At 61.5% G+C, this 19,172-nt stretch carries 22 protein-coding genes; 13 read left to right on the forward strand and 9 right to left on the reverse strand.

Annotated elements, in window-relative coordinates; genetic code table 11:
* Window positions 1–663 precede the first annotated feature (663 nt).
* Both ACT53S_RS09540 and ACT53S_RS09545 read left to right on the forward strand, forming a co-directional pair.
* Window positions 664–879, forward strand: a complete 216-nt coding sequence (locus tag ACT53S_RS09540; RefSeq protein WP_006725577.1) for a cold-shock protein — start codon at window positions 664–666, stop codon at window positions 877–879.
* A 145-nt stretch (window positions 880–1,024) separates the two neighbouring features.
* Window positions 1,025–1,480, forward strand: a complete 456-nt coding sequence (locus tag ACT53S_RS09545) for a BA14K family protein (protein ID WP_113375382.1) — start codon at window positions 1,025–1,027, stop codon at window positions 1,478–1,480.
* A 59-nt stretch (window positions 1,481–1,539) separates the two neighbouring features.
* Here ACT53S_RS09545 and ACT53S_RS09550 read toward each other — a convergent pair whose 3' ends face one another.
* Together ACT53S_RS09550 and ACT53S_RS09555 are read right to left on the reverse strand one after the other, a co-directional pair.
* A complete protein-coding gene (locus ACT53S_RS09550; protein ID WP_142067915.1) occupies window positions 1,540–2,184 on the reverse strand; it encodes an MBL fold metallo-hydrolase in 645 nt (214 codons plus the stop codon).
* A 74-nt stretch (window positions 2,185–2,258) separates the two neighbouring features.
* Window positions 2,259–2,423: a hypothetical protein gene (locus ACT53S_RS09555; RefSeq protein WP_160143149.1), complete on the reverse strand. Its 165-nt coding sequence runs from the start codon at window positions 2,421–2,423 to the stop codon at window positions 2,259–2,261.
* Between the two features lie 313 nt (window positions 2,424–2,736).
* Here ACT53S_RS09555 and ACT53S_RS09560 point away from each other — a divergent pair, with 313 nt between their 5' ends.
* The 3 genes from ACT53S_RS09560 to ACT53S_RS09570 are packed head-to-tail and all read left to right on the forward strand — an operon-like array spanning window position 2,737 to window position 5,375.
* Window positions 2,737–3,252, forward strand: coding sequence for a MarR family winged helix-turn-helix transcriptional regulator (locus ACT53S_RS09560; protein WP_476066799.1), 516 nt, complete (start codon window positions 2,737–2,739; stop codon window positions 3,250–3,252).
* Entirely contained in the window at window positions 3,233–3,955 is a 723-nt protein-coding gene (locus tag ACT53S_RS09565; protein ID WP_113375379.1) for a response regulator, read from the forward strand. The genes ACT53S_RS09560 and ACT53S_RS09565 overlap by 20 nt, the downstream gene beginning before the upstream one ends.
* A gap of 37 nt (window positions 3,956–3,992) precedes the next feature.
* Window positions 3,993–5,375 (forward strand): ATP-binding protein, encoded by a 1,383-nt coding sequence (locus ACT53S_RS09570; protein WP_113375378.1) that lies wholly within the window; start codon window positions 3,993–3,995, stop codon window positions 5,373–5,375.
* Window positions 5,376–5,417: 42 nt separating this feature from the next.
* Here ACT53S_RS09570 and ACT53S_RS09575 read toward each other — a convergent pair whose 3' ends face one another.
* The 4 genes from ACT53S_RS09575 to ACT53S_RS09590 form a co-directional block, all read right to left on the reverse strand.
* Window positions 5,418–5,774, reverse strand: coding sequence for a tRNA-binding protein (locus ACT53S_RS09575; protein WP_476066800.1), 357 nt, complete (start codon window positions 5,772–5,774; stop codon window positions 5,418–5,420).
* On the reverse strand, window positions 5,771–6,589 hold the full coding sequence (proC, locus tag ACT53S_RS09580; RefSeq protein ID WP_476066801.1) for a pyrroline-5-carboxylate reductase: 819 nt from the start codon (window positions 6,587–6,589) through the stop codon (window positions 5,771–5,773). The genes ACT53S_RS09575 and proC overlap by 4 nt, the downstream gene beginning before the upstream one ends.
* A gap of 2 nt (window positions 6,590–6,591) precedes the next feature.
* Complete coding sequence (locus ACT53S_RS09585) at window positions 6,592–7,092, reverse strand: type III secretion system chaperone family protein (RefSeq protein WP_113375375.1); 501 nt, start codon at window positions 7,090–7,092, stop codon at window positions 6,592–6,594.
* Window positions 7,093–7,540: 448 nt separating this feature from the next.
* On the reverse strand, window positions 7,541–7,801 hold the full coding sequence (locus ACT53S_RS09590) for an accessory factor UbiK family protein (RefSeq protein ID WP_113375374.1): 261 nt from the start codon (window positions 7,799–7,801) through the stop codon (window positions 7,541–7,543).
* 191 nt (window positions 7,802–7,992) lie between these two features.
* On the opposite strand from ACT53S_RS09590, the gene lgt reads away from it, so the two are divergent.
* The 7 genes from lgt to ACT53S_RS09625 all read left to right on the forward strand — a co-directional run bounded on the left by lgt (window position 7,993) and on the right by ACT53S_RS09625 (window position 14,992).
* The gene (gene lgt, locus ACT53S_RS09595) at window positions 7,993–8,838 is read left to right on the forward strand and encodes a prolipoprotein diacylglyceryl transferase (RefSeq protein WP_476066802.1); all 846 of its coding nucleotides are present in this window, start codon (window positions 7,993–7,995) and stop codon (window positions 8,836–8,838) included.
* Window positions 8,839–8,854: 16 nt separating this feature from the next.
* Window positions 8,855–9,955, forward strand: a complete 1,101-nt coding sequence (locus ACT53S_RS09600; RefSeq protein WP_476066803.1) for a class I SAM-dependent methyltransferase — start codon at window positions 8,855–8,857, stop codon at window positions 9,953–9,955.
* A 128-nt stretch (window positions 9,956–10,083) separates the two neighbouring features.
* Window positions 10,084–10,878: a peptidoglycan editing factor PgeF gene (gene pgeF, locus ACT53S_RS09605; protein ID WP_476066804.1), complete on the forward strand. Its 795-nt coding sequence runs from the start codon at window positions 10,084–10,086 to the stop codon at window positions 10,876–10,878.
* 1 nt (window position 10,879) lies between these two features.
* The gene (locus ACT53S_RS09610; RefSeq protein WP_476066805.1) at window positions 10,880–12,031 is read left to right on the forward strand and encodes a M24 family metallopeptidase; all 1,152 of its coding nucleotides are present in this window, start codon (window positions 10,880–10,882) and stop codon (window positions 12,029–12,031) included.
* A gap of 130 nt (window positions 12,032–12,161) precedes the next feature.
* Entirely contained in the window at window positions 12,162–12,923 is a 762-nt protein-coding gene (locus ACT53S_RS09615; protein ID WP_476067461.1) for a hypothetical protein, read from the forward strand.
* Window positions 12,924–13,060: 137 nt separating this feature from the next.
* Window positions 13,061–13,993 carry a ribose-phosphate pyrophosphokinase gene (locus tag ACT53S_RS09620; protein ID WP_113375368.1) on the forward strand — a complete coding sequence of 311 codons (933 nt, stop codon included), beginning with the start codon at window positions 13,061–13,063 and terminating at the stop codon, window positions 13,991–13,993.
* 144 nt (window positions 13,994–14,137) lie between these two features.
* On the forward strand, window positions 14,138–14,992 hold the full coding sequence (locus ACT53S_RS09625) for a hypothetical protein (RefSeq protein ID WP_476066806.1): 855 nt from the start codon (window positions 14,138–14,140) through the stop codon (window positions 14,990–14,992).
* A 15-nt stretch (window positions 14,993–15,007) separates the two neighbouring features.
* On the opposite strand, the gene ACT53S_RS09630 is transcribed toward ACT53S_RS09625, so the two are convergent.
* From ACT53S_RS09630 to ACT53S_RS09640, 3 genes are all read right to left on the reverse strand, one after another.
* Window positions 15,008–15,379, reverse strand: coding sequence for a DUF779 domain-containing protein (locus ACT53S_RS09630; protein WP_113375366.1), 372 nt, complete (start codon window positions 15,377–15,379; stop codon window positions 15,008–15,010).
* A 105-nt stretch (window positions 15,380–15,484) separates the two neighbouring features.
* On the reverse strand, window positions 15,485–16,999 hold the full coding sequence (adh, locus tag ACT53S_RS09635) for an aldehyde dehydrogenase (RefSeq protein ID WP_476066807.1): 1,515 nt from the start codon (window positions 16,997–16,999) through the stop codon (window positions 15,485–15,487).
* A 138-nt stretch (window positions 17,000–17,137) separates the two neighbouring features.
* A complete protein-coding gene (locus ACT53S_RS09640; protein WP_142067906.1) occupies window positions 17,138–18,094 on the reverse strand; it encodes a helix-turn-helix domain-containing protein in 957 nt (318 codons plus the stop codon).
* A gap of 301 nt (window positions 18,095–18,395) precedes the next feature.
* On the opposite strand from ACT53S_RS09640, the gene ACT53S_RS09645 reads away from it, so the two are divergent.
* Window positions 18,396–18,992, forward strand: a complete 597-nt coding sequence (locus ACT53S_RS09645; protein WP_113375363.1) for a 50S ribosomal protein L25/general stress protein Ctc — start codon at window positions 18,396–18,398, stop codon at window positions 18,990–18,992.
* The last annotated feature ends 180 nt before the right edge of the window (window positions 18,993–19,172 follow it).

A 19,172-nucleotide genomic window follows, 5' to 3' on the forward strand; every position in this document is an offset into this window, starting at 1 on the left:
GACATGTGAAGAACCGGCTTTGACGTCCTCGCCGAGAGAAAAATGGGGTGGGCAGCACACAAGCTGCTGCCTCCCGCTTCCGGTGAAGACTGAAACTGAGGCCACCACACCACCAGCAGTCAGCACTGCTGACCAAATTTTCGATAAGAGAGCAGCCATTTTCGGTCGGAATGCCACAAAATTTGGATATTCCGCCGGATGACTGCGGGGAAGCCGCGCGGACCCTCACGGAAATTTTGACCCGAAAAATTCCGTGTTAAGCGCGTATTTTTCGCAATCTGCATCGCAAGCGATGCAAATTTTCACCGAACCCTTCTTTCTCGCTTTTCAAGCTCTCGGAAAAGCACCACTCGCACTGAGAATGCGGGACTCTCGGGTAGCTTCCGAATGAAACTTTCGCTTGCCAATTAACCACAAACCAAGCACTCTTCCGCTGTTCGGGCAAATTTGCGAGCATGGGAAGACCTATAAACAGATGCGCGCCAGGGACGCTATAACAACCCTGGGCAGTTGGTAGAGAGATGCGAAGCAACATCTCTGTATTGTCTGCGGTAACAAGGCCCCTTTCCTCACATTTCGACAAATGCCTGTCGCGCACCCGCAAGCGGGTAAAATTGTAATGCTGCCCCGCCGAATACGGGCAGAGAGAAAAGGACCTGACGCATGGCCGAGACTGGCACTGTAAAATTCTTCAACACCGACAAGGGCTTTGGCTTCATCAAGCCCGACAACGGCGGTGCGGACATCTTCGTTCACATCTCCGCCGTTCAGGCTTCGGGCCTTTCGGGTCTGACCGAAAACCAGAAGGTCAGCTTCGACACGGAACCCGATCGCCGCGGCAAAGGCCCCAAGGCCGTAAACCTGCAGATCTCCGGCTGACACCACGCAGCCGGTATTGTCTTCAAAATTGCGGCCCGGCATCCATGCCGGGTTTTTTCATTCAGCCTGCGTTCAGCCGAACGGTCCTAATGTCCTCTCATAGCGCGTTGCCAAAGGCACCACGCAGTTGTTGAGGAACGAAGCCATGATCAAAATCGCACGCAATGCCCTTCTTGCGGCTGCAGTCACCCTGGTCCCGATGGCCGCCGCTTCGCAGGCAGAGGCCGGTGACCGCTACTATCGTCGCCACCATCATAATGGTGATGCGATCGCCCTTGGTGTGCTCGGCCTCGCGACGGGCGTCATCGTCGGCTCTGCCCTTGCAAGCCCGCCACCGCAGCGCCGCGTCTATGTCGACCGTGGACCCGTCTCCGTCTACGACGACCAGGATTACTACGTCGACGATTACCCGCCGCCGCCGCCGCGTCAGGTGTACCGTCCGCGCCCGGTTTATCAGCAGCCGGTCTATCAGTCCTACAGCGTCGAACCCTGGACGGGTGCCTGGTACGAGTACTGCTCGCAGCGTTACCGCAGCTTCAATTCCCGCACGGGCACCTACATCGGCTACGACGGCCAGTCGCATTTCTGCACCGCCGGCTGATCTCCCCGACACAAATGCGAAAAGCCCCTTGCGGGGCTTTTCTGCTTTCTGGACCTCAGTTAAAGCCCCTGAATGAAGGGATTGCTACGGCGCTCGTCACCGATCCGGCTGCCCGGGCCGTGACCACAGATGAAACCGACATCGTCGCCAAGCGGCAGCACCTTATCGCGGATCGAATTCATCAGCGTCTGGTGGTCCCCGCCCGGCAGGTCGGTACGACCGACCGAGCCGTTGAACAGCACGTCACCAAGATGGGCAAATTTCTGCACGCGGTTGAAATAGACGACATGTCCCGGTGCATGACCGGGGCAGTGATACACCTCGAACGCGTGGTCTCCGAATGAAACCCGATCCCCGTCCTCCAGCCACTGATCGGGGATGACACTGCGTAGCCCGGCAATGCCATATTTCTCCGCCTGGCTCTCGATCCGCTGCAAAAGCGGCAGGTCGTCCTTGTGTGGCCCGATGATCGTGAGACCCGTCCGCTCTTTCAGTTCGGCTGCGCCACCGGCATGATCGAGATGACCATGCGTAAGCCAGATGGCTTTCAGCGTGATCCGGTTTTCAGCGATGACCTGAAGGATTACATCGACATCGCCGCCGGGATCGACGATCACCCCTTCGCGCGTCTCGTCGTCGAAGAGGACGGTGCAATTCTGCTGGAACGGGGTGACCGGGATAATGCCGGCTTGGACCTGACCCATGACATGGCCTTCCTTCTGCTATGGACGGCCTGCGGCTTATCACGCTCGGTCCCGGAGAGGAATGGCCACCCGTATCAGCGGCTCAATCCGTAGACCTGGGCCACAGGGCTCTGCGGCAGCACGGCCACCTGAGTGACGAGAAAGCCTGCGACGACGATTTTGGTTGTGAACACCAGGATCGCCAGCGGTCGCAGGCTCGGCGTTGATGCGACTGTTTCCCCATGAATACGGCTGGTCATGATCTTCGTCCTTCTCTCCGCCGGCAGTCTCTCCGGCATCCCTTGCCCGTAGCTGGCGGGCTCTCTTGGGGGAGGTAACGACAAAGGCGCCGCGAGGTTTCACAGCAGCAGCGAAACTGTGCGAAGATCGTAAATTTGTTGGAATTTTGCTACACTTGCGCATAGTTTTGCCGCCGGACGGGTGCAGAGCCTGCAACAGGATTCACGGCGAACCCGAAATGGTCGGAGACCGATCCTGACCGCAATACGACAGACAGCTGACACGGCACCGGCCAAGACCGCGTTGCCTGTCGGCGCAGAAAGGAATGACAGCGTGGTCCGACAGTCTGCGACGAAGACTGCCAAGAAGGTATTGCCCGAACTTCCGGTGGTGGACGACAAGGCGATCGATTTCGAAACCATCGAAAGCCTCTTCTTTGCCTATCGGGATTTCGTGTCCGATCCGGATGCCATCCTTGCCAAGCTGGGTTACGGCCGCGCCCATCATCGCGTGGTGCACTTCGTCAGCCGTCGCCCCGGCATGACGGTTGCAGATCTGCTCGCGATCCTCCAGATCACCAAGCAGAGCCTGGCCCGCGTCCTGAAAGAACTGATCGACAGCGGCTACATCCGCCAGATGGCCGGCCCCGCCGATCGCCGCCAGAGGCGGCTGTATCCGACCCTTGCCGGTCGCGAACTGTCGCTCGCCCTGTCGGAGCCTCAATCCCGGCGCATTGCGCAGGCCATGCAAGGCATGAGCATCGAGGAGCGCGACACGGTGCACCGCTTCTTGCGCGGCATGCAGAAGCAGACGGTAGACGCAGCGGTCAATGACGAGGGAGCCGACTAACGTGGTGAAGAAGATCGCCCTGACGGATGATGCCCCTCACCTGCTCGTCGTCGACGATGACACCCGTATCCGCGATCTGCTGCACCGGTTCCTCACCGAAAAGGGCTTTCGCGTCTCGGTCGCCGCCGACGCTGCCGAGGCACGCCGCAAACTCACGGGATTGAGCTTCGATCTCCTCGTGCTCGACGTGATGATGCCGGGCGAGTCCGGCCTGTCGCTCACCCAGAGCCTGTCGGATGAAAAGAAGGTGCCGATCATCCTACTGACGGCCCGCTCGGAAGCCGACAGCCGCATCGCCGGCCTCGAAGCCGGAGCGGACGATTATCTGGCAAAACCCTTCGACCCGCGGGAACTGGTTCTGCGCATCAACAACATCCTGAAGCGCAACACCAATCCCGATGCCCCGAAGATCGAGCAGATCATGTTCGGCCCCTACACATTCTCCCTTCTCCGCAAGGAATTGCGCAAAGGTGCCGAAGTCATCCGTCTGACCGATCGCGAGCAGGAGATCATGTTGCTGTTTGCCGGCCGTGCCGGTGACACGATACCCCGCCACGAACTCGTGGGCACCGATGCCGATGTCGGTGAACGCACCATCGATGTGCAGATCAACCGGCTGCGCCGCAAGATCGAAGACGACCCGGCCAATCCGGTCTGGCTGCAGACGGTGCGCGGCATCGGCTACCGGCTGAGCATGGACTGAGGAGCGGCGCCAGAAGGCGTCGAGGAAGCGAAGGACGATGACGCCATTCGAGCAGATCCGGCGGGACCAGGACCGCAGCCCGGCGACGGGCATCAAGGGCCTGTCCCGCTGGCTGCGCCATCGGCTGCCGACCGGCCTTTACGCCCGCTCGCTCCTGATCATCATTTTGCCGATGTTGATCCTGCAGACCGTGGTCGCCTTCCTTTTCATGGAACGCCACTGGCAGCTCGTCACCGACAGGCTGTCTGCTGCCGTCACCCGCGACATCGCCGCCGTCATCGAACTGCTCGAGCGTTATCCCGGCAAGGAGGATTTCGACAAGATCGTCGACGTCGCCGGCGACAAGCTCAATCTCATTGTTTCGCTGGAACCGGGAACCGATCTGCCGCCGCCCCGGCCGCGTCCGTTCTTCTCCATCCTTGACCAAATCCTGTCGGACAAGATCGCCGAAACAATCCGCCGGCCCTTCTGGATTGATACCCTGGGCGACAGCGGTCTGGTGGAAATCAGGATTGTCGTTGATCAAGGAACGCTGCTGATTTTTGCACGGCGCAGCGCAGCTTACGCGTCCAACACGCACATCTTCCTCGTCTGGATGGTGTCGACCGCCCTGGTTCTGATTGTCATATCGATCCTCTTCCTGCGCGGACAGATCCGCCCGATCCTCGCGCTCGCCACCGCCGCCGAGAGCTTCGGCAAGGGACAGAAACTGCCGGAGAGTTTTTCGCCCCGCGGTGCCGACGAGGTTCGCCGCGCAGGCCTCGCCTTCATCCTGATGCGCGAGCGCATCGAGCGGCAGATGGAGCAGCGCACGGCCATGCTCGCTGGCGTCAGTCACGATCTGCGCACCATCCTCACCCGCTTTCGCCTGCAGTTGGCACTCGCCGGCGACGGTCCGGAGCTGGAAAGTCTGAACAAGGATGTCGATGACATGCAGAGCATGCTCGAAGGCTATCTCGACTTTGCAAAGGGCGAGGTAGAGGAGAATGTCGGACGGCTGGACCTTGCGGACCTCTTCGAGACTCTGGCAGCCGATTTCAGCCTGCACGGAAAGACCTTCGAGTGGTCTATGGAAGGAGAGACCTCCGTCTCCGTCCGCCCGAACGCCTTTGCCCGTCTTGTCACGAACCTCGCTTCCAACGCCCGCCGCTACGCCTCACGGCTGAAGATCGAGGCACGTCATACGACGAAATGGCTGGTTATCATCTTCGACGACGACGGTCCGGGTATTCCACGCGAATCCCGCGACGACGTCTTCAAACCCTTCTTCCGGCTGGATGAAGCCCGCAATCTCGACGCCTCCGGCACCGGTCTCGGTCTTGCCATCGCGCGAGACATCGCCCGAAGCCATGGCGGCAATGTTACCCTCGAAGACAGTCCGCTTGGGGGGCTTCGCGCCGTCTTGCGAGTGCCGGTATGAGACCATAGCCACGGAAATAAGCCTCCGTTGGGGCTCATACAATCACATCAGCTTGCGCCCGTTCGGCACACCCTGTTCGACGGCAGCGAGCACGATTGCGCCGGCCTCGTCCTCAAAGCCCAGCGTCAGCACTTCGGAGCGGAAGGGACCGATCTGGCGCGGCGGGAAATTGACGACGCCTAGGACCTGACGTCCGAGCAGCGTCTCCGGTGTGTAGTGCACCGTGATCTGCGCCGAGGACTTCTTGATGCCGATCTCTGGACCGAAATCGATCTTCAGCTTGAACGCAGGCTTACGCGCTTCGGGAAAGACCTCGACCTCGATGATCGTGCCGACACGAATATCGACCTTTTCGAAGTCGCCATACGTAATCTCCGACGGTGCCGCCCCCTCGCTCATTGCGCCAGTTCCTCCGCCCGTTTGCGGGCAGCTTCGATGGCTGCGTCGAACAAGGGTTGCATCGCGTCTTCGGCCATCAGCACCGACAAGGCCGCAGCCGTCGTGCCTCCCGGCGAGGTCACGTTTTGTCGCAGTTTCGAAGCAGGGTCGGGGGACTGGTGCAACAATTCACCAGCCCCCGCGACCGTTTCCCGCGCAAGTCGCATGGCGAGGTCCGCCGGCAGGCCGGCTTTGCGGCCCGCCTCAGCCATGCACTCGACGAGATAAAAGACATAAGCCGGACCACTGCCCGAAAGCGCTGTCACGGCATTGATCGCCGCCTCGCTGTCGACCCATTCGACGGGACCGGAGACCTTGAGCAAACGGTGGACGATATCGCGCGCGGCCTCGCCCACGGCGTCATTGGCGAAGGCACCGGTGACGCCGCGCCCGATCATCGCCGGGGTATTCGGCATCGCGCGCACCATGCCGACCGGACCAAGATGCGCTTCCATCGAAGCGATGGTCTTGCCGGCGGCAACGGACACCACGGTCGTCTGCGGACCGACGAGACCTTTGAGGCCCGGCAGGACGGCATCCATGACCTGCGGCTTGACGGCAAGGAAGAGAATGTCAGCAACAAGCCCCTCGGGTGGCGCCACCGAATGACGTGCGCCCGCCTCGCCGATCAGCGTCTTCATCGCATCGGAAGGTCCCGGATCGAGCACGGTCACGGCCGAACCCGGAATTCCGTTCTTCAGCCAGCCGGACAGCATGGCGCCGCCCATATTTCCGGCGCCGACGAGAACGATTTGCCCGAACACGGACTGGTTCATGCTCAGGCTTCTCCGACAGTTTCGAACAGTACGGCATCCATGGCGCTCTTGGCGTCCATGCCGGACCACACGACGAACTGGAAGGCCTGATAATAGGCTTCGCAGGCATCGACCGCTGACGACAGCAGAACCTCGACCTGACGGTTGGTCGGCTCGGCGCCACCGGCCAGCAGCAGCGACTGACGGAAGATCACCACATCCTCGTTGCGCCACAGGTCGAAGTGACCCATCAGCACCTGACCGTTGACATAGGAAAGAAGCTTGATGACTTCGTTGAGCCGCGCTTCCGGGATCTTCAGATCGAACGCGGAGGCAAGATGCAGCGCCTCGAACTCTTCCATCCAGGAGAAGGACACATGGTAATCGGCCCAGCGTCCTTCGACGGTCATTGCGATCTCGTCTTCGCCGGATCGTTCGAACGACCAGTCATTGGTCGCCGCAACGAACTCGATCATGTCGACCGGGTTTGACTGGCGCTCGACTTCGATTTCCATGAGGCTCATGCATCACCTTCTTGACCGGAGTGAATACGGGCAACCGGCAATAGGCCGGAGCACACGAACACCAAGACCGGAACTAACTGAAAACGATTCCGCAGGGCCCCAGGATAAAACACGCACCCTGTCCGAAACTTGTGGAGGCCCGTTTCGAATCATCATTTAAAATCAGTGTATAATCGCCAGAACCCAGCACCAGCCCCCAACCGGCGATTTGGACGCCGCCCCTGTGGATGGTGCTTCGGGAATCGCCTTTGCATCGGGTCATAAGCGACTCTGGCGATTGGATTTTTCGCACCTGTCCACAACCCGGAATTTTTTTCGCGCAAAGGCGCACCGTTGTTTCCGTCAAGGCTCTGAAAACGCAAAAAGACCCATAGCCACAACTATGGGTCCCGCAGGTGATGCAATGATGTTTCGATCGGCCGATCGCCGACCGGAGGCTGCCGCGCGATTACTTCGCCTGCGCCGAGAGCTGGGCTTCCAGGATCTCGATCCGCTTCTGCAGGAGCTCGTTCTCCTCGCGCGCCTTGAGCGCCATGTCGCGAACCACGTCGAATTCCTCGCGCTTGACGAGGTCCATGCTGTTCAGCCAGCGCTCGGCCTGGGCGTGAAAGGCCGTCTCGACTTCTTTGCGCATGCCCTGGGCGGCCCCTGCGGCATCCGTCATCAGCTTGGCGAAATCATCGAAAAGGCGATTGGGTCCGGTCGACATGAAACTCTCCTCTTGGGGCAGATGCGGGACCTCTTCTTGTCCCCTGGAGATCAGGTAGGACCAGATCCTTTGGGGTGCAAGACGCAGTGTGAACATAAAGGTGGTTGACGGTGTCGCAGCATGTCGAGATTCCATCTTGACCACCCCATGCCACAACGCCATTTTCGCCCTGCATCAACGAAAGCAATCCATTGTTGTCAGTCCTGGACCTTTTCGCCGTCGTCTCTTTCCCCGCGATCGATCCGATCGCCTTTTCGATCGGCCCATTGGCGGTCCACTGGTACGGGCTGGCCTATGTCGCGGGCATTCTTCTCGGCTGGCTTGTCGCGCGCGATCTGCTGCGCCGCCCAGCCCTGTGGAAGGACGCAACCCCACCCGCGACGGTCGAACAGATCGACGATTTCATCCTGTGGGTTGCCATCGGCATCGTCGCCGGTGGTCGTATCGGCTACATCCTCTTTTATGATTTCGCAGCCGTCGCCGCCAACCCGATCCGCGCGATCGAAGTGTGGAACGGCGGCATGTCCTTCCATGGCGGCTTCCTCGGCGCCACTCTGGCCATGATCTACTTCGCCCGAAAGCACGGAATTGTGCTCTGGAGCCTGTTCGACATCGTCGCCAGCGTTGCCCCGCTCGGTATTTTCTTCGGCCGCATCGCCAACTTCATCAATGGCGAGCTCTGGGGTCGCCCCTCGGATGTACCGTGGGCGATGGCCTTCCCGACCGGCGGCCCTTTCCCCCGCCATCCCAGCCAGCTCTACGAGGCGGCCCTTGAGGGGCTGGTGCTCTTCCTGCTGTTGCAGCTCTTGGCCCGCGCCTTCGGCGCCTTGCGCCATCCCGGACGCATCACCGGCGTTTTTGTCGCACTGTACGGCGCTGCCCGGATCTTCGTCGAATTCTTCCGCGAACCGGATCCGCAGATCGGCTATCTCGCCGGCAATTGGCTGACCATGGGCATGGTGCTGTCGCTTCCGATGGTGCTGATCGGCCTCTGGGTCCTGGCTTGGTCTGCCCGGACCAGCCGGACGACGGTTTGAGGGGGAGAGCCAATCCATGTCGACACCACTTGCCGACAAGATCAAGGCCCTGATATCGGCCACCGGGCCCATCAGCGTCACGGACTATTTTGCCCTCTGCCTTGCCGATCCCGAGCACGGCTACTACCGCACACGCCACCCATTCGGTCGTGCCGGTGATTTCGTTACGGCTCCGGAAGTCAGCCAGCTCTTCGGCGAGATGCTGGGCATCTTCCTGATCAATGCCTGGCAGCGCCATGGCGAACCTCTTGACGTTCGCCTGGTGGAAATCGGCCCGGGCCGCGGCACGATGATGGCCGACATGTTGCGCGTGATCTCGCGTGCAGCCCCCGGTCTCTACGAAACCGCAACGGTGCATCTGGTCGAGACCAGCGCACTGCTGAAGCTGACCCAGATGGAGACGCTTGCGAGCCATGGCGACAAGATCTCGTGGCACGACAGTTTTGACGGCGTGCCTGCCGGCTTCACCCTGCTGGCCGCCAATGAGCTCTTCGACGCGATCCCCATCCGCCAGTTCGTCAAGACTCCGTCCGGTTTCCGCGAGCGCATGGTCGGCCTCGACGAGCATGGCGAACTCTGCTTCACGCTTGGGGTCGCCACGCTCGATCCTGCCCTGCTGCCCCAGACGAGTTCACCGGTCTCCGATGGTGAGATCTTCGAAGTCGCCCCGGCGCGCCAGTCGGTCATGCTGACCATCTGCGAACGCCTCCGCCAGAGCCACGGCACCGCACTCGTGATCGACTACGGCCACATGGTCAGCAACTTCGGCGACACTCTGCAGGCCGTACGTGCCCACGAATACGATCCTCCGCTTGCCCATCCAGGGCTCGCCGATCTGACCAGTCATGTCGACTTCGAAAACCTCGCCCGCACGGCGCTTGCTGCAGGCGTTCATCTGAATGGCTGCATGCATCAGGGTGACTTTCTGGTCGGGCTGGGCATCGAGGAACGCGCCGCCGTGCTCGGTCGTGGCAAGGACGAATTGACCCAGAAAACGATCGTCGACGCGGTCCACCGATTGGCCGGCGCCGGCAAGGGTTATATGGGCGAACTGTTCAAAGTCATGGCCGTCTCCATGCCGGCCCTGCACCTCGCCCCGTTCAAAGCCAAGCATTGACACGGGCGGCCCTGACCGCCACCATCGCCCACGACCCGACGGCTCAATACTGTGAAAGCCGAATGAAATCAGGCATTTCGTGAGAAGATCTCGCATTCTCCGATTTGCCGAGCGCCGGAGACCGGATCATGACATCAGCCGACCAACCGCGCCCGATCATCGCCGAAAACCTGGATCAAGCGAAACCTGCCGGCATCCGTCACGGCTTTTTCACCCGTGAAGGTGGCGTCTCGGACGGCATCTATCGCGGCCTCAATGTCGGTCTTGGATCGAATGACGACCCGGCACGCGTGACAGAAAACCGCCGCCGCGTCGCCGATTGGTTCGGCCTGCCCCCGAGCCGGCTCGCCACGGCCCATCAGGTCCATTCGCCCGACGTCGTGGTGGTGAAGGCCGACTATGACGGAAGCCGCCCTCATGCGGATGCCCAGGTCACGGCGGCACCCGGTGTCATCCTGGGCGTGCTGACTGCAGACTGCGGTCCGATCCTGTTCGCCGACGCCGAAAACCGCGTCATCGGTGCTGCCCATGCAGGCTGGAAAGGCGCGCTCGGCGGCGTCCTGGAAAACACCATCGACGCGATGATCGCCCTCGGTGCCAAACGCGGGCAGATCCGCGCCACGCTCGGCCCCTCGATCAGCGTGGCAAATTACGAAGTCGGCCCGGAATTCGTCGAGCGGTTCGTGAGCCAGGATCCGGCCTTCGCAGTCTTCTTCACCCCGTCCACCAAAGCCGGCCATTCCATGTTCGACCTGCCCGGCCTGACGCTCATGCGCTTGTCGCGGGCGGGGATCACCGCAGACTGTCTCAATCGGTGCACCTATGCGGCGCCTGAGACGTTCTACTCCTATCGCCGAACGACCCATGCCGGGGAACCGGATTACGGACGACAGATTTCGGCGATCGCGATCACGGAGGACTGACATGGCACTGCACTTCACCGAAGGCGAATTTGCTGCACGCCGGGAGCGGCTGCTCGCTCGCATGGCTGCAGAGAAGCTCGACGCCCTGCTGCTCTTTGCCCAGGAAAGCATGTACTGGCTGACGGGATTCGACAGCTTTGGGTATTGCTTTTTCCAGACGCTGGTGGTGAAGGCGGATGGCAGCATGACGCTCCTCACCCGCTCACCCGACCTGCGCCAGGCGAAACAGACATCGACCATCGAAAACATCGTGGTCTGGGTCGACCGGATGAACGCCGATCCGACAGTCGACCTGCGCAATCTTCTGAGCGATCTCGACCTGCTTGGCGCCCGCATCGGCATTGAATACGACACCCACGGCATGACCGGTCGGGTCGCCCGTCTGATAGACAACCAGCTGACCAGTTTCGCAAACATCTCGGATGCCTCCTATCTCGTCAGCGACCTCCGTCTGGTGAAGAGCCCGGCCGAAATCGCCCGCGTCGTCGAAGCCGCCCGGCTTGCCGACGAAGCCTTCGACGCAGCGCTGCCGCTGATTGGGCCCGACGCCGACGAATCCGCCATACTGGCCGAGCTGCAGTCGACCATTCTCGCCGGCGGAGGGGATTATTCGGCGAACGAATTCGTCATCGGCTCCGGACCCGACGCATTGCTGTGCCGCTACAAGTCCGGCCGGCGCAAGCTGTCGGCCAACGATCAACTGACGCTGGAATGGGCGGGCGTATCCGCGCACTACCACGCCCCGATGCTCAGAACGATCCTGATCGGTGAGGCCTCCCCTCGCCATCGCGAACTCTATACGGCAGCGGTCGAGGGCATGAAAGCCATCGAACAGGTGCTGCGGCCCGGCCACGCCTTCGGCGATCTGTTCGACGCCCATGCCCGCACCATGGACGAGCGTGGCCTGACCCGGCATCGCTTCAATACCTGCGGTTATTCCGTCGGCGCCCGCTTCTCTCCCTCGTGGATGGAGCACCAGATGTTTCACGCCGGCAACGCCCAGGAGATCGAGCCGGACATGACGCTCTTCGTGCACATGATCATCATGGACAGTGAGCGGGAAGCAGCCATGACCTTGGGCCAGACCTACCTGACCACCCAAACGGCACCGCGTGCCCTCTCCCGCCATCCGCTGGACCTGATCGCGGTCTGAAACCCGGTTTTCCAATCTGTTCAGGGAATTGACAGACGAAACCTGCTAGACACATAAATTGTGACAGGAGCCGAAGGGGAAGGATCTGCCCTTGAGACGTTCAGCGACATTGACCAAGCGCGGTGCCGCCATGCTCCCTCTCCTGTTGCTGCTCGCCGCCTGCAACAGCACGGAAGTCCTCACACCGCGGGCCGATGTCGGCAACGGCGCGCAGCCTGCCGGTTACGGCGAGGCGCCACCCGTGGCGGCAGCCGGCGTCCAATCCGTCCAGAGCGCGCCCCTCGACCAGCCCGGCAGCTATCAGGCCGCACCGCCGCGCGGCCCGCAGAATACGTTGGAAGCGCAGGCCCAGGCGCTTGCGCAGGGCGGCGTGAACCCCGTCGCCTCGCCACCGCTAGACGATGCGCCTTCGCAGCAATTCCCGGCAGCGCCCCAGGCCGCAGCAAGCGCCCCCGCGGGTCAGGGAACCGCCGCTCAACCGACCCGGACCGCAGCGGCACAGCCGGCCCCGGCCGGCCAGCCGAGCATCGGCACCGTTCGCTTCCTCCCGATCATCGGCGCCCCGGTACAGGCGGTGACGCCTTTATCGCGGCAACTGGGCGCGGAAGCCCGCGCGCGTGGGCTCACCATCAAGAGCGCCAGCGACGCGACCAGCGAACATATCCTCAAGGGCTACTTCTCCGCTTTCACCGACGGCGGCAATGTGACGGTCACCTATGTCTGGGACGTGCTCGATGGAAACGGCGGGCGGCTCCATCGCATTCAGGGCCAGGAAGTTGTCCCCTCTGCCGCCAAGGATCCCTGGGCGGCGGTACCGGCCTCCGTCATGCAGCAGATCGCCACCAAGAGCATGGCGGAATATGTCGGGTGGAGAAATGGACGGTCCGGTTGAGCGCTGCCCATCGTCTTGCGAAACGATTCAATTCCGATGATTAACCGAAAATAGGTGTCTTCCCGTCCAAGCCTCTTGCATTCAAGGGTAAGGACGCTAAAAAGCGCCCATCTCAGCATGGTAACAGGCGGGCCAAGATGAAGGTTTTCGCAGGTAATTCGAACCGGCAACTGGCCGAAGCGATCTGCTCCTATCTCAATGTACCACTCGGCAAGGCCAGCGTCCGCCGTTTCGCAGACCAGGAAATCTTCGTAGAGATCCAGGAAAATGTGCGTGGTGAAGACGTTTTCGTCGTTCAGTCGACGTCCTTCCCGACGAATGATCACCTGATGGAACTGCTGATCATGATCGACGCCTTCCGTCGATCCTCTGCCCGCCGCATCACGGCCGTCCTTCCCTATTTCGGCTATGCCCGCCAGGACCGAAAACCCGGTCCGCGCACGCCGATCTCGGCCAAGCTGGTAGCCAACCTGATCACCGAGGCAGGCGCCGACCGTGTTCTGACGCTCGACCTGCATGCCGGCCAGATCCAGGGCTTCTTCGACATTCCGACCGACAACCTCTATGCCGTGCCGCTTCTCGCGCGCGACATCAAGGACAAGTATGACACCAACAATGTCATGGTCGTCTCGCCGGATGTCGGCGGCGTTGTCCGCGCCCGCTCGCTCGCCAAGCGTCTCGACTGTCTGCTCGCGATCGTCGACAAGCGCCGCGATCGCCCGGGCGAGTCCGAAGTTATGAACGTCATCGGTGACGTGACCGGCAAGGACTGCATCCTGATCGACGACATCGTCGATTCCGGCGGCACGCTCTGCAATGCAGCCGAAGCGCTGCTGAAGAACGGTGCCACGAGTGTCACCGCCTACATCACCCATGGCGTGCTTTCGGGCGGTGCCGTCACCCGTGTCGCCTCCTCCAAGTTGCGCGAACTGGTGATCACGGACTCCATCCAGCCGACCACGGCGGTGCTTTCGGCCCACAATATCCGCGTGCTTTCGACCTCCACCCTTCTCGGCGAAGCGATCAACCGCACGAGCCAGGAAGAATCGGTTTCCAGCCTGTTCGACTGATTAAACCCGCACGCTGCAAGAGCCGCCGCCGCCCGTTAAGCATCGGAAACGATGTCGTTTGCTGTCGGCTGCGAGTTCTTATATGGTCCGCCGCCAGGGGGACGTGCCTCCCCTGAAATTCTCCAGGAAGACGCAGCACCATACATGTCCCTGACAGTCGAAACCTTGCTGGAAAGCCCGAAACTCCACGAGGCGATCCGGGACCAGTCCGCAGGCCTGCTTGCGGTTCATGACGAAAGCCCGAGGCTTGCGGCCGTCTTTGGAACCCAGCAACGCTGGCTGCTTGGGCACCTGGCCATGGCCCAGTACTTCACCGAAGTTACGTCCGGATCGCGTGAGCCGGCCATCTTCCTCGCCCGTTATTTCGAGCAGGTTCGCCAGTTCGAGATATCGAGCGTCAACACCGCAGACGCCTTCATCAAGGAAATGCTGGTCTACGGCATCGCCGTGCAGGTCAATGCCGGTGATCGGCGCAACCGTCCGGTTGCCCCCTCCGCAATGACCATTGCGGGGGTTCACCGGTGGACCTGGATCCACCTGCGCAGCCTCGACGCGATCGACGGCGGCAACCGTCTGCTGAGCTTCGAGTCCGACGAGAGCCTGCTCCCGCGCCTGCATCCTGCCATCACCAGCCGCTTCATGGTGGCGCCAGCCATTCGCACCCCACCCGAGACGTGGTCGCTCTTCACCTGGCTGAACAATGGCGGCATCGTCATGGACTGGCTGCTGGCCGGCATCGAACTGGCGGATCCCGCGGCGGAGCGGGTGCGCACCCAGGTCCGCTCAGTCCCGCAGATGGCCGAGATCTTCCGTCTGTCCCGCACCCACCTGAACCGCAAGCTGCGCGAGGCGGAAGCCCTGGGCAGCATCGGCTGGGAAGGCGCTCGCGGTCGATCGATCATGTGGGTATCGCGGCAGTTCCGCGAGGAATACGCAGCCTCACAGGCCGCCAAACTCGCCATCATCGATCAGGCCTGCGCCGAAATCGGCCTGCGCTGATAGAAGCTCTTGGCCTTACAGGCCCGGCAGCGGACAGGCCTCCCCGCCGGAAAACAACCGGGACCGCGTGAGAAAGCGCCGCTCGCGCCCATTGTCGAGCGAGAACATCCCGCCCCGCCCCGGCACCACGTCGATGATCAGCTGCGTATGCGCCCACACCGCATACTGGCTGCCGCTGATATAGAACGGCACGCCGCCGATCTCACCGAGCTTCACATCCGTCTCCCCCACCCGGTAGTCGCTCGCCGGATAACACATCGGCGAAGACCCGTCGCAGCATCCGCCGGACTGGTGGAAGAGGATATCGGGATGATCCCGTTTGATTTCTGCGAGAAATGCGAGCGCGGCCTCGGTTGCCACCACGCGCGGCTGGTCTCCGCTGGTCATGATCTGCCCTCCTGATGTCAGAACGAAAAACCCCTCCTCCTGATCGAGAGCAGGAAGAGGGGGTATCGAGGGCGGCATTGGCGGACACCGCCCCTGGGGAGGGCCTCAGAAGAAACCGAGCGCCTTCGGGCTGTAGCTGACCAGCATATTCTTGGTCTGCTGGTAGTGATCGAGCATCATCTTGTGCGTCTCGCGACCGATGCCCGACTGCTTGTAGCCGCCGAAGGCGGCATGCGCCGGATAGGCGTGGTAGCAGTTCGTCCAGACACGACCGGCCTGGATGTTGCGGCCGAAGTGGTAGCAGGTATTGGCATCGCGGCTCCACACGCCGGCACCGAGGCCGTAGAGCGTGTCATTGGCGATTTCCAGCGCTTCCGCCTCGTCCTTGAAGGTCGTGACCGAGACGACCGGTCCGAAGATCTCTTCCTGGAAGATGCGCATCTTGTTGTGACCGCGGAACACCGTCGGCTTCACATAGTAGCCACCCGACAGCTCGCCCGGCAGCTGGTTGCGATAGCCGCCTGTCAGAACCTCGGCACCTTCCTGCTTGCCGATGTCGATATAGGAGAGGATCTTTTCGAGCTGTTCGGAAGAGGCCTGCGCCCCGATCATTGTCGACATGGCAAGCGGATCGCCCTGGATGACGGCCTCGACGCGCTTGATCGCCTTTTCCATGAAGCGGTCATAGATCTTTTCATGCACCAGTGCGCGGCTCGGGCAGGTGCAGACCTCGCCCTGGTTGAGCGCGAACATCGCAAAACCTTCGAGCGCCTTGTCGAGATAATCGTCATCCTCGCGCATGACGTCCTCGAAGAAGATGTTCGGCGACTTGCCACCGAGCTCAAGCGTCACGGGAATGAGGTTCTGGCTGGCATACTGCATGATCAACCGGCCGGTAGAGGTTTCACCGGTAAAGGCGATCTTGGCGATCCGCGGGCTGGTCGCCAGCGGCTTGCCGGCTTCAAGGCCAAAGCCATTGACGATGTTGAGAACGCCCGGCGGAAGCAGATCGGCGATCAGTTCGGCCAGCACCAGGATCGAGGCCGGTGTCTGCTCGGCGGGCTTCAGCACCACGCAGTTGCCGGCAGCAAGCGCCGGAGCGACTTTCCACGCTGCCATCAGGATCGGGAAATTCCACGGAATGATCTGGCCGACGACGCCCAGCGGCTCGTGGAAGTGATAGGCAACGGTGTCATGATCGACTTCACCGATCGTGCCTTCCTGGGAACGAACGCAGGCCGCGAAGTAACGGAAGTGGTCGATCGCAAGCGGAATGTCGGCGGCCATGGTCTCGCGGAGCGGCTTGCCATTGTCCCAGGTCTCGGCACGCGCCAGAAGCTCGAGATTGGCCTCCATGCGGTCGGCGATCTTGTTCAGGATATTGGCACGCTCGGTGGTCGAGGTGCGGCCCCACTTGTCCTTGGCGGCGTGCGCGGCATCGAGCGCCAGATTGACGTCCGCTTCGTCCGAGCGGGCGACATCGCACAGCTTGCCGCCGGTCACCGGCGTGGTGTTCTCGAAATAGCGGCCATTGACCGGCTCGCGGAATTCACCGCCGATGAAGTTGCCGTATTTCAGCTTGAACGGCGACACGGCAATGGTCTGCACCTGAATGTTCATCTGTCATCCTCCCTTTGGAAAGGAACCCCTCCTCGGGTTCCGATGGGAGGATGATCATCCGCTTCTGCTGATATGAGAAGCCGACCCGATCCATACCGCAGCGCACAGTGTCTCACCAATGCGACACAGCGTGCCGCACTATTGGATCTGGAAACGCTTGAGTTTCCGATGCAGCGTCGCACGGCTGACGCCGAGCATTTGCGCGGCAAGCGACACATTGCCCTGTGCCCGGGACAGAACGCGGCGGATCGCCGCCCGCTCCGCGTCATCAAGGTCTCCGCTCGCGTCGCTGCGCATCTCGCGCAAGGCATCAGCCGCCGGAAGGCCCTGCGCAATCATCCTGTCATCGAGCTTGAGCGCCTGCCGGGCTGATTTCGTCGCACCGAGGATCATATCGTCGCTGTCGACTGCGATCAGCGCGGAGACCGTATTCGCCTGTGGCACGACGATGATGCGTGCACCCGCATAAGCATTGCGGAACAGGTTGCATTCGACGCGCGCTGCCGCATCGCGCACGGCCTGGGAGAGAACCGCAAGCGTCATGTCGTTGACGTCGCTGCGGCAGGTGGAAACATCCAACGCCGCCGTCACACGGCCGAGATGATCGCGGATCGGCGCCGTCGCACAGGACAGGCCGATATTGGCGCTCATGAAATGCTGGTCGCGGTGAATGATGACGGCCCTTTCGTCGGCCAACGCCGTCCCAATTCCATTGGTACCAGCGCTCGCCTCGCTCCATACATTCTGCTGCCAGAGACCCAGCCGGCGAAAATCCACATCGTCGCCAGGCGCACCCCGCCGATCCACGACGATGCCCTCGGCATCAGCAAGCACGATGCAGCAACCCGAACGGCCGATCATCTGGTAGAGACGGTCGACCTCGTCAGTGGCATGGCCAATCAGCAGCTCCATTTTTTCCCGCGCGTCGCGGAATCTGGTCTCTTCGACCTGCATGGGACGGGCTGCCGCTTCCGGCTGCAACTGGTGCAGCGTGAGACAGCGGCGCCAGGAGGCGGCCACGGGAGACGTCACCGCCGCAGAGGCTTGCCGTGCGGTCGAGTAGACGAGATCGGAATGGCGTAGTTCCTGTGACATCGGCTCCTCCCAAAGCGCAGCACTCACTATGCGCCTTCCACGCGCGCATGCAACGTGTTCAGCGTCCCGGCAATCGAACCCGGTTAAAAATAGGGAGTGTGACTGGCGCAGAATTGCGACACCTTTGTGAGGCACGCCCCTTGCGGCGGAAATCCTTGCCAATTCCCATCATCTGGTCTATAGGCGCCCGATCCGCACAGACACCCTTGGAGGCAATGTGGATGGGACCGGCGACGGTCTCCGGTTCTGGCACGGCTGAAACGCACCGCCAGGGCTCTCCAGTAACTTGAAAGGTAAAGCCATGAGCCACGCATCTTACGAGCTCAAGGCCGTAGCACGCGAACGGGTAGGTAAGGGGTCCTCCCGCGAACTTCGCCGCAACGGTTTGATTCCCGCTGTCATCTATGGTGACAAGCAGGCCCCGATTTCGATCTCGATCAACACCAACGAGATCACCAAGCGCATCCATGCCGGCGGTTTCCTGACCACCGTTGCCGTCATCGACGTCAACGGCGAGAAGATCCGCGTCCTGCCGAAGGACTACCAGCTCGACGTCGTTCGTGACTTCACGATGCATGTCGACTTCCTGCGCGTCTCCGCAGACAGCCAGGTTTCGGTCGAGGTACCGGTCCACTTCATCAACGAAGAGAAGTCCGCCATCAAGACCGGCGCCGTTCTCAACATCGTTCGTCACGAAGTTGAACTGCACTGCCCGGCCTCCGACATTCCGGAATTCATCACGGTTGACCTCGCTGGCCTGAAGGTCGGCGACAGCGTGCATATCTCGGCTGTCAAGCTGCCGGCTGGCGTGACCCCGGTCATCGCCGACCGCGACTTCACCATCGCCACCATCGTCGCCCCGGCCGGCGGCATGGACGAAGGTTCTGCCGAAGCCTGATAGTCCGATCTCGATCGGCCTTGAGAACCCATCCCCGCGAGGGGGTGGGTTTTTTATTGGTTTCTTCTGAAACCACGGAAAATGTCACCACTTTCCTTAGTCAGATTTAAACGGTTTCATGCAACCGTGCGCACTCAATCTTTGCGCGTGGGAGCCCGTAATGATCATGTCGCACTGCCG

Source organism: Allorhizobium sp. DMC15 (assembly GCF_056314065.1).

Excerpts from the sequence above, each read along its gene's own strand:
- ACT53S_RS09540 (WP_006725577.1), top strand. The coding sequence starts at position 664 with ATGGCCGAGACTGGCACTGTAAAATTCTTCAACACCGACAAGGGCTTT.
- ACT53S_RS09545 (WP_113375382.1), top strand. The coding sequence starts at position 1,025 with ATGATCAAAATCGCACGCAATGCCCTTCTTGCGGCTGCAGTCACCCTG.
- ACT53S_RS09550 (WP_142067915.1), bottom strand. The coding sequence starts at position 2,184 with ATGGGTCAGGTCCAAGCCGGCATTATCCCGGTCACCCCGTTCCAGCAG.
- ACT53S_RS09555 (WP_160143149.1), bottom strand. The coding sequence starts at position 2,423 with ATGACCAGCCGTATTCATGGGGAAACAGTCGCATCAACGCCGAGCCTG.
- ACT53S_RS09565 (WP_113375379.1), top strand. The coding sequence starts at position 3,233 with ATGACGAGGGAGCCGACTAACGTGGTGAAGAAGATCGCCCTGACGGAT.
- ACT53S_RS09570 (WP_113375378.1), top strand. The coding sequence starts at position 3,993 with ATGACGCCATTCGAGCAGATCCGGCGGGACCAGGACCGCAGCCCGGCG.
- ACT53S_RS09575 (WP_476066800.1), bottom strand. The coding sequence starts at position 5,774 with ATGAGCGAGGGGGCGGCACCGTCGGAGATTACGTATGGCGACTTCGAA.
- proC (WP_476066801.1), bottom strand. The coding sequence starts at position 6,589 with ATGAACCAGTCCGTGTTCGGGCAAATCGTTCTCGTCGGCGCCGGAAAT.
- ACT53S_RS09585 (WP_113375375.1), bottom strand. The coding sequence starts at position 7,092 with ATGAGCCTCATGGAAATCGAAGTCGAGCGCCAGTCAAACCCGGTCGAC.
- ACT53S_RS09590 (WP_113375374.1), bottom strand. The coding sequence starts at position 7,801 with ATGTCGACCGGACCCAATCGCCTTTTCGATGATTTCGCCAAGCTGATG.
- ACT53S_RS09600 (WP_476066803.1), top strand. The coding sequence starts at position 8,855 with ATGTCGACACCACTTGCCGACAAGATCAAGGCCCTGATATCGGCCACC.
- pgeF (WP_476066804.1), top strand. The coding sequence starts at position 10,084 with ATGACATCAGCCGACCAACCGCGCCCGATCATCGCCGAAAACCTGGAT.
- ACT53S_RS09610 (WP_476066805.1), top strand. The coding sequence starts at position 10,880 with ATGGCACTGCACTTCACCGAAGGCGAATTTGCTGCACGCCGGGAGCGG.
- ACT53S_RS09615 (WP_476067461.1), top strand. The coding sequence starts at position 12,162 with ATGCTCCCTCTCCTGTTGCTGCTCGCCGCCTGCAACAGCACGGAAGTC.
- ACT53S_RS09620 (WP_113375368.1), top strand. The coding sequence starts at position 13,061 with ATGAAGGTTTTCGCAGGTAATTCGAACCGGCAACTGGCCGAAGCGATC.
- ACT53S_RS09625 (WP_476066806.1), top strand. The coding sequence starts at position 14,138 with ATGTCCCTGACAGTCGAAACCTTGCTGGAAAGCCCGAAACTCCACGAG.
- ACT53S_RS09630 (WP_113375366.1), bottom strand. The coding sequence starts at position 15,379 with ATGACCAGCGGAGACCAGCCGCGCGTGGTGGCAACCGAGGCCGCGCTC.
- adh (WP_476066807.1), bottom strand. The coding sequence starts at position 16,999 with ATGAACATTCAGGTGCAGACCATTGCCGTGTCGCCGTTCAAGCTGAAA.
- ACT53S_RS09640 (WP_142067906.1), bottom strand. The coding sequence starts at position 18,094 with ATGTCACAGGAACTACGCCATTCCGATCTCGTCTACTCGACCGCACGG.
- ACT53S_RS09645 (WP_113375363.1), top strand. The coding sequence starts at position 18,396 with ATGAGCCACGCATCTTACGAGCTCAAGGCCGTAGCACGCGAACGGGTA.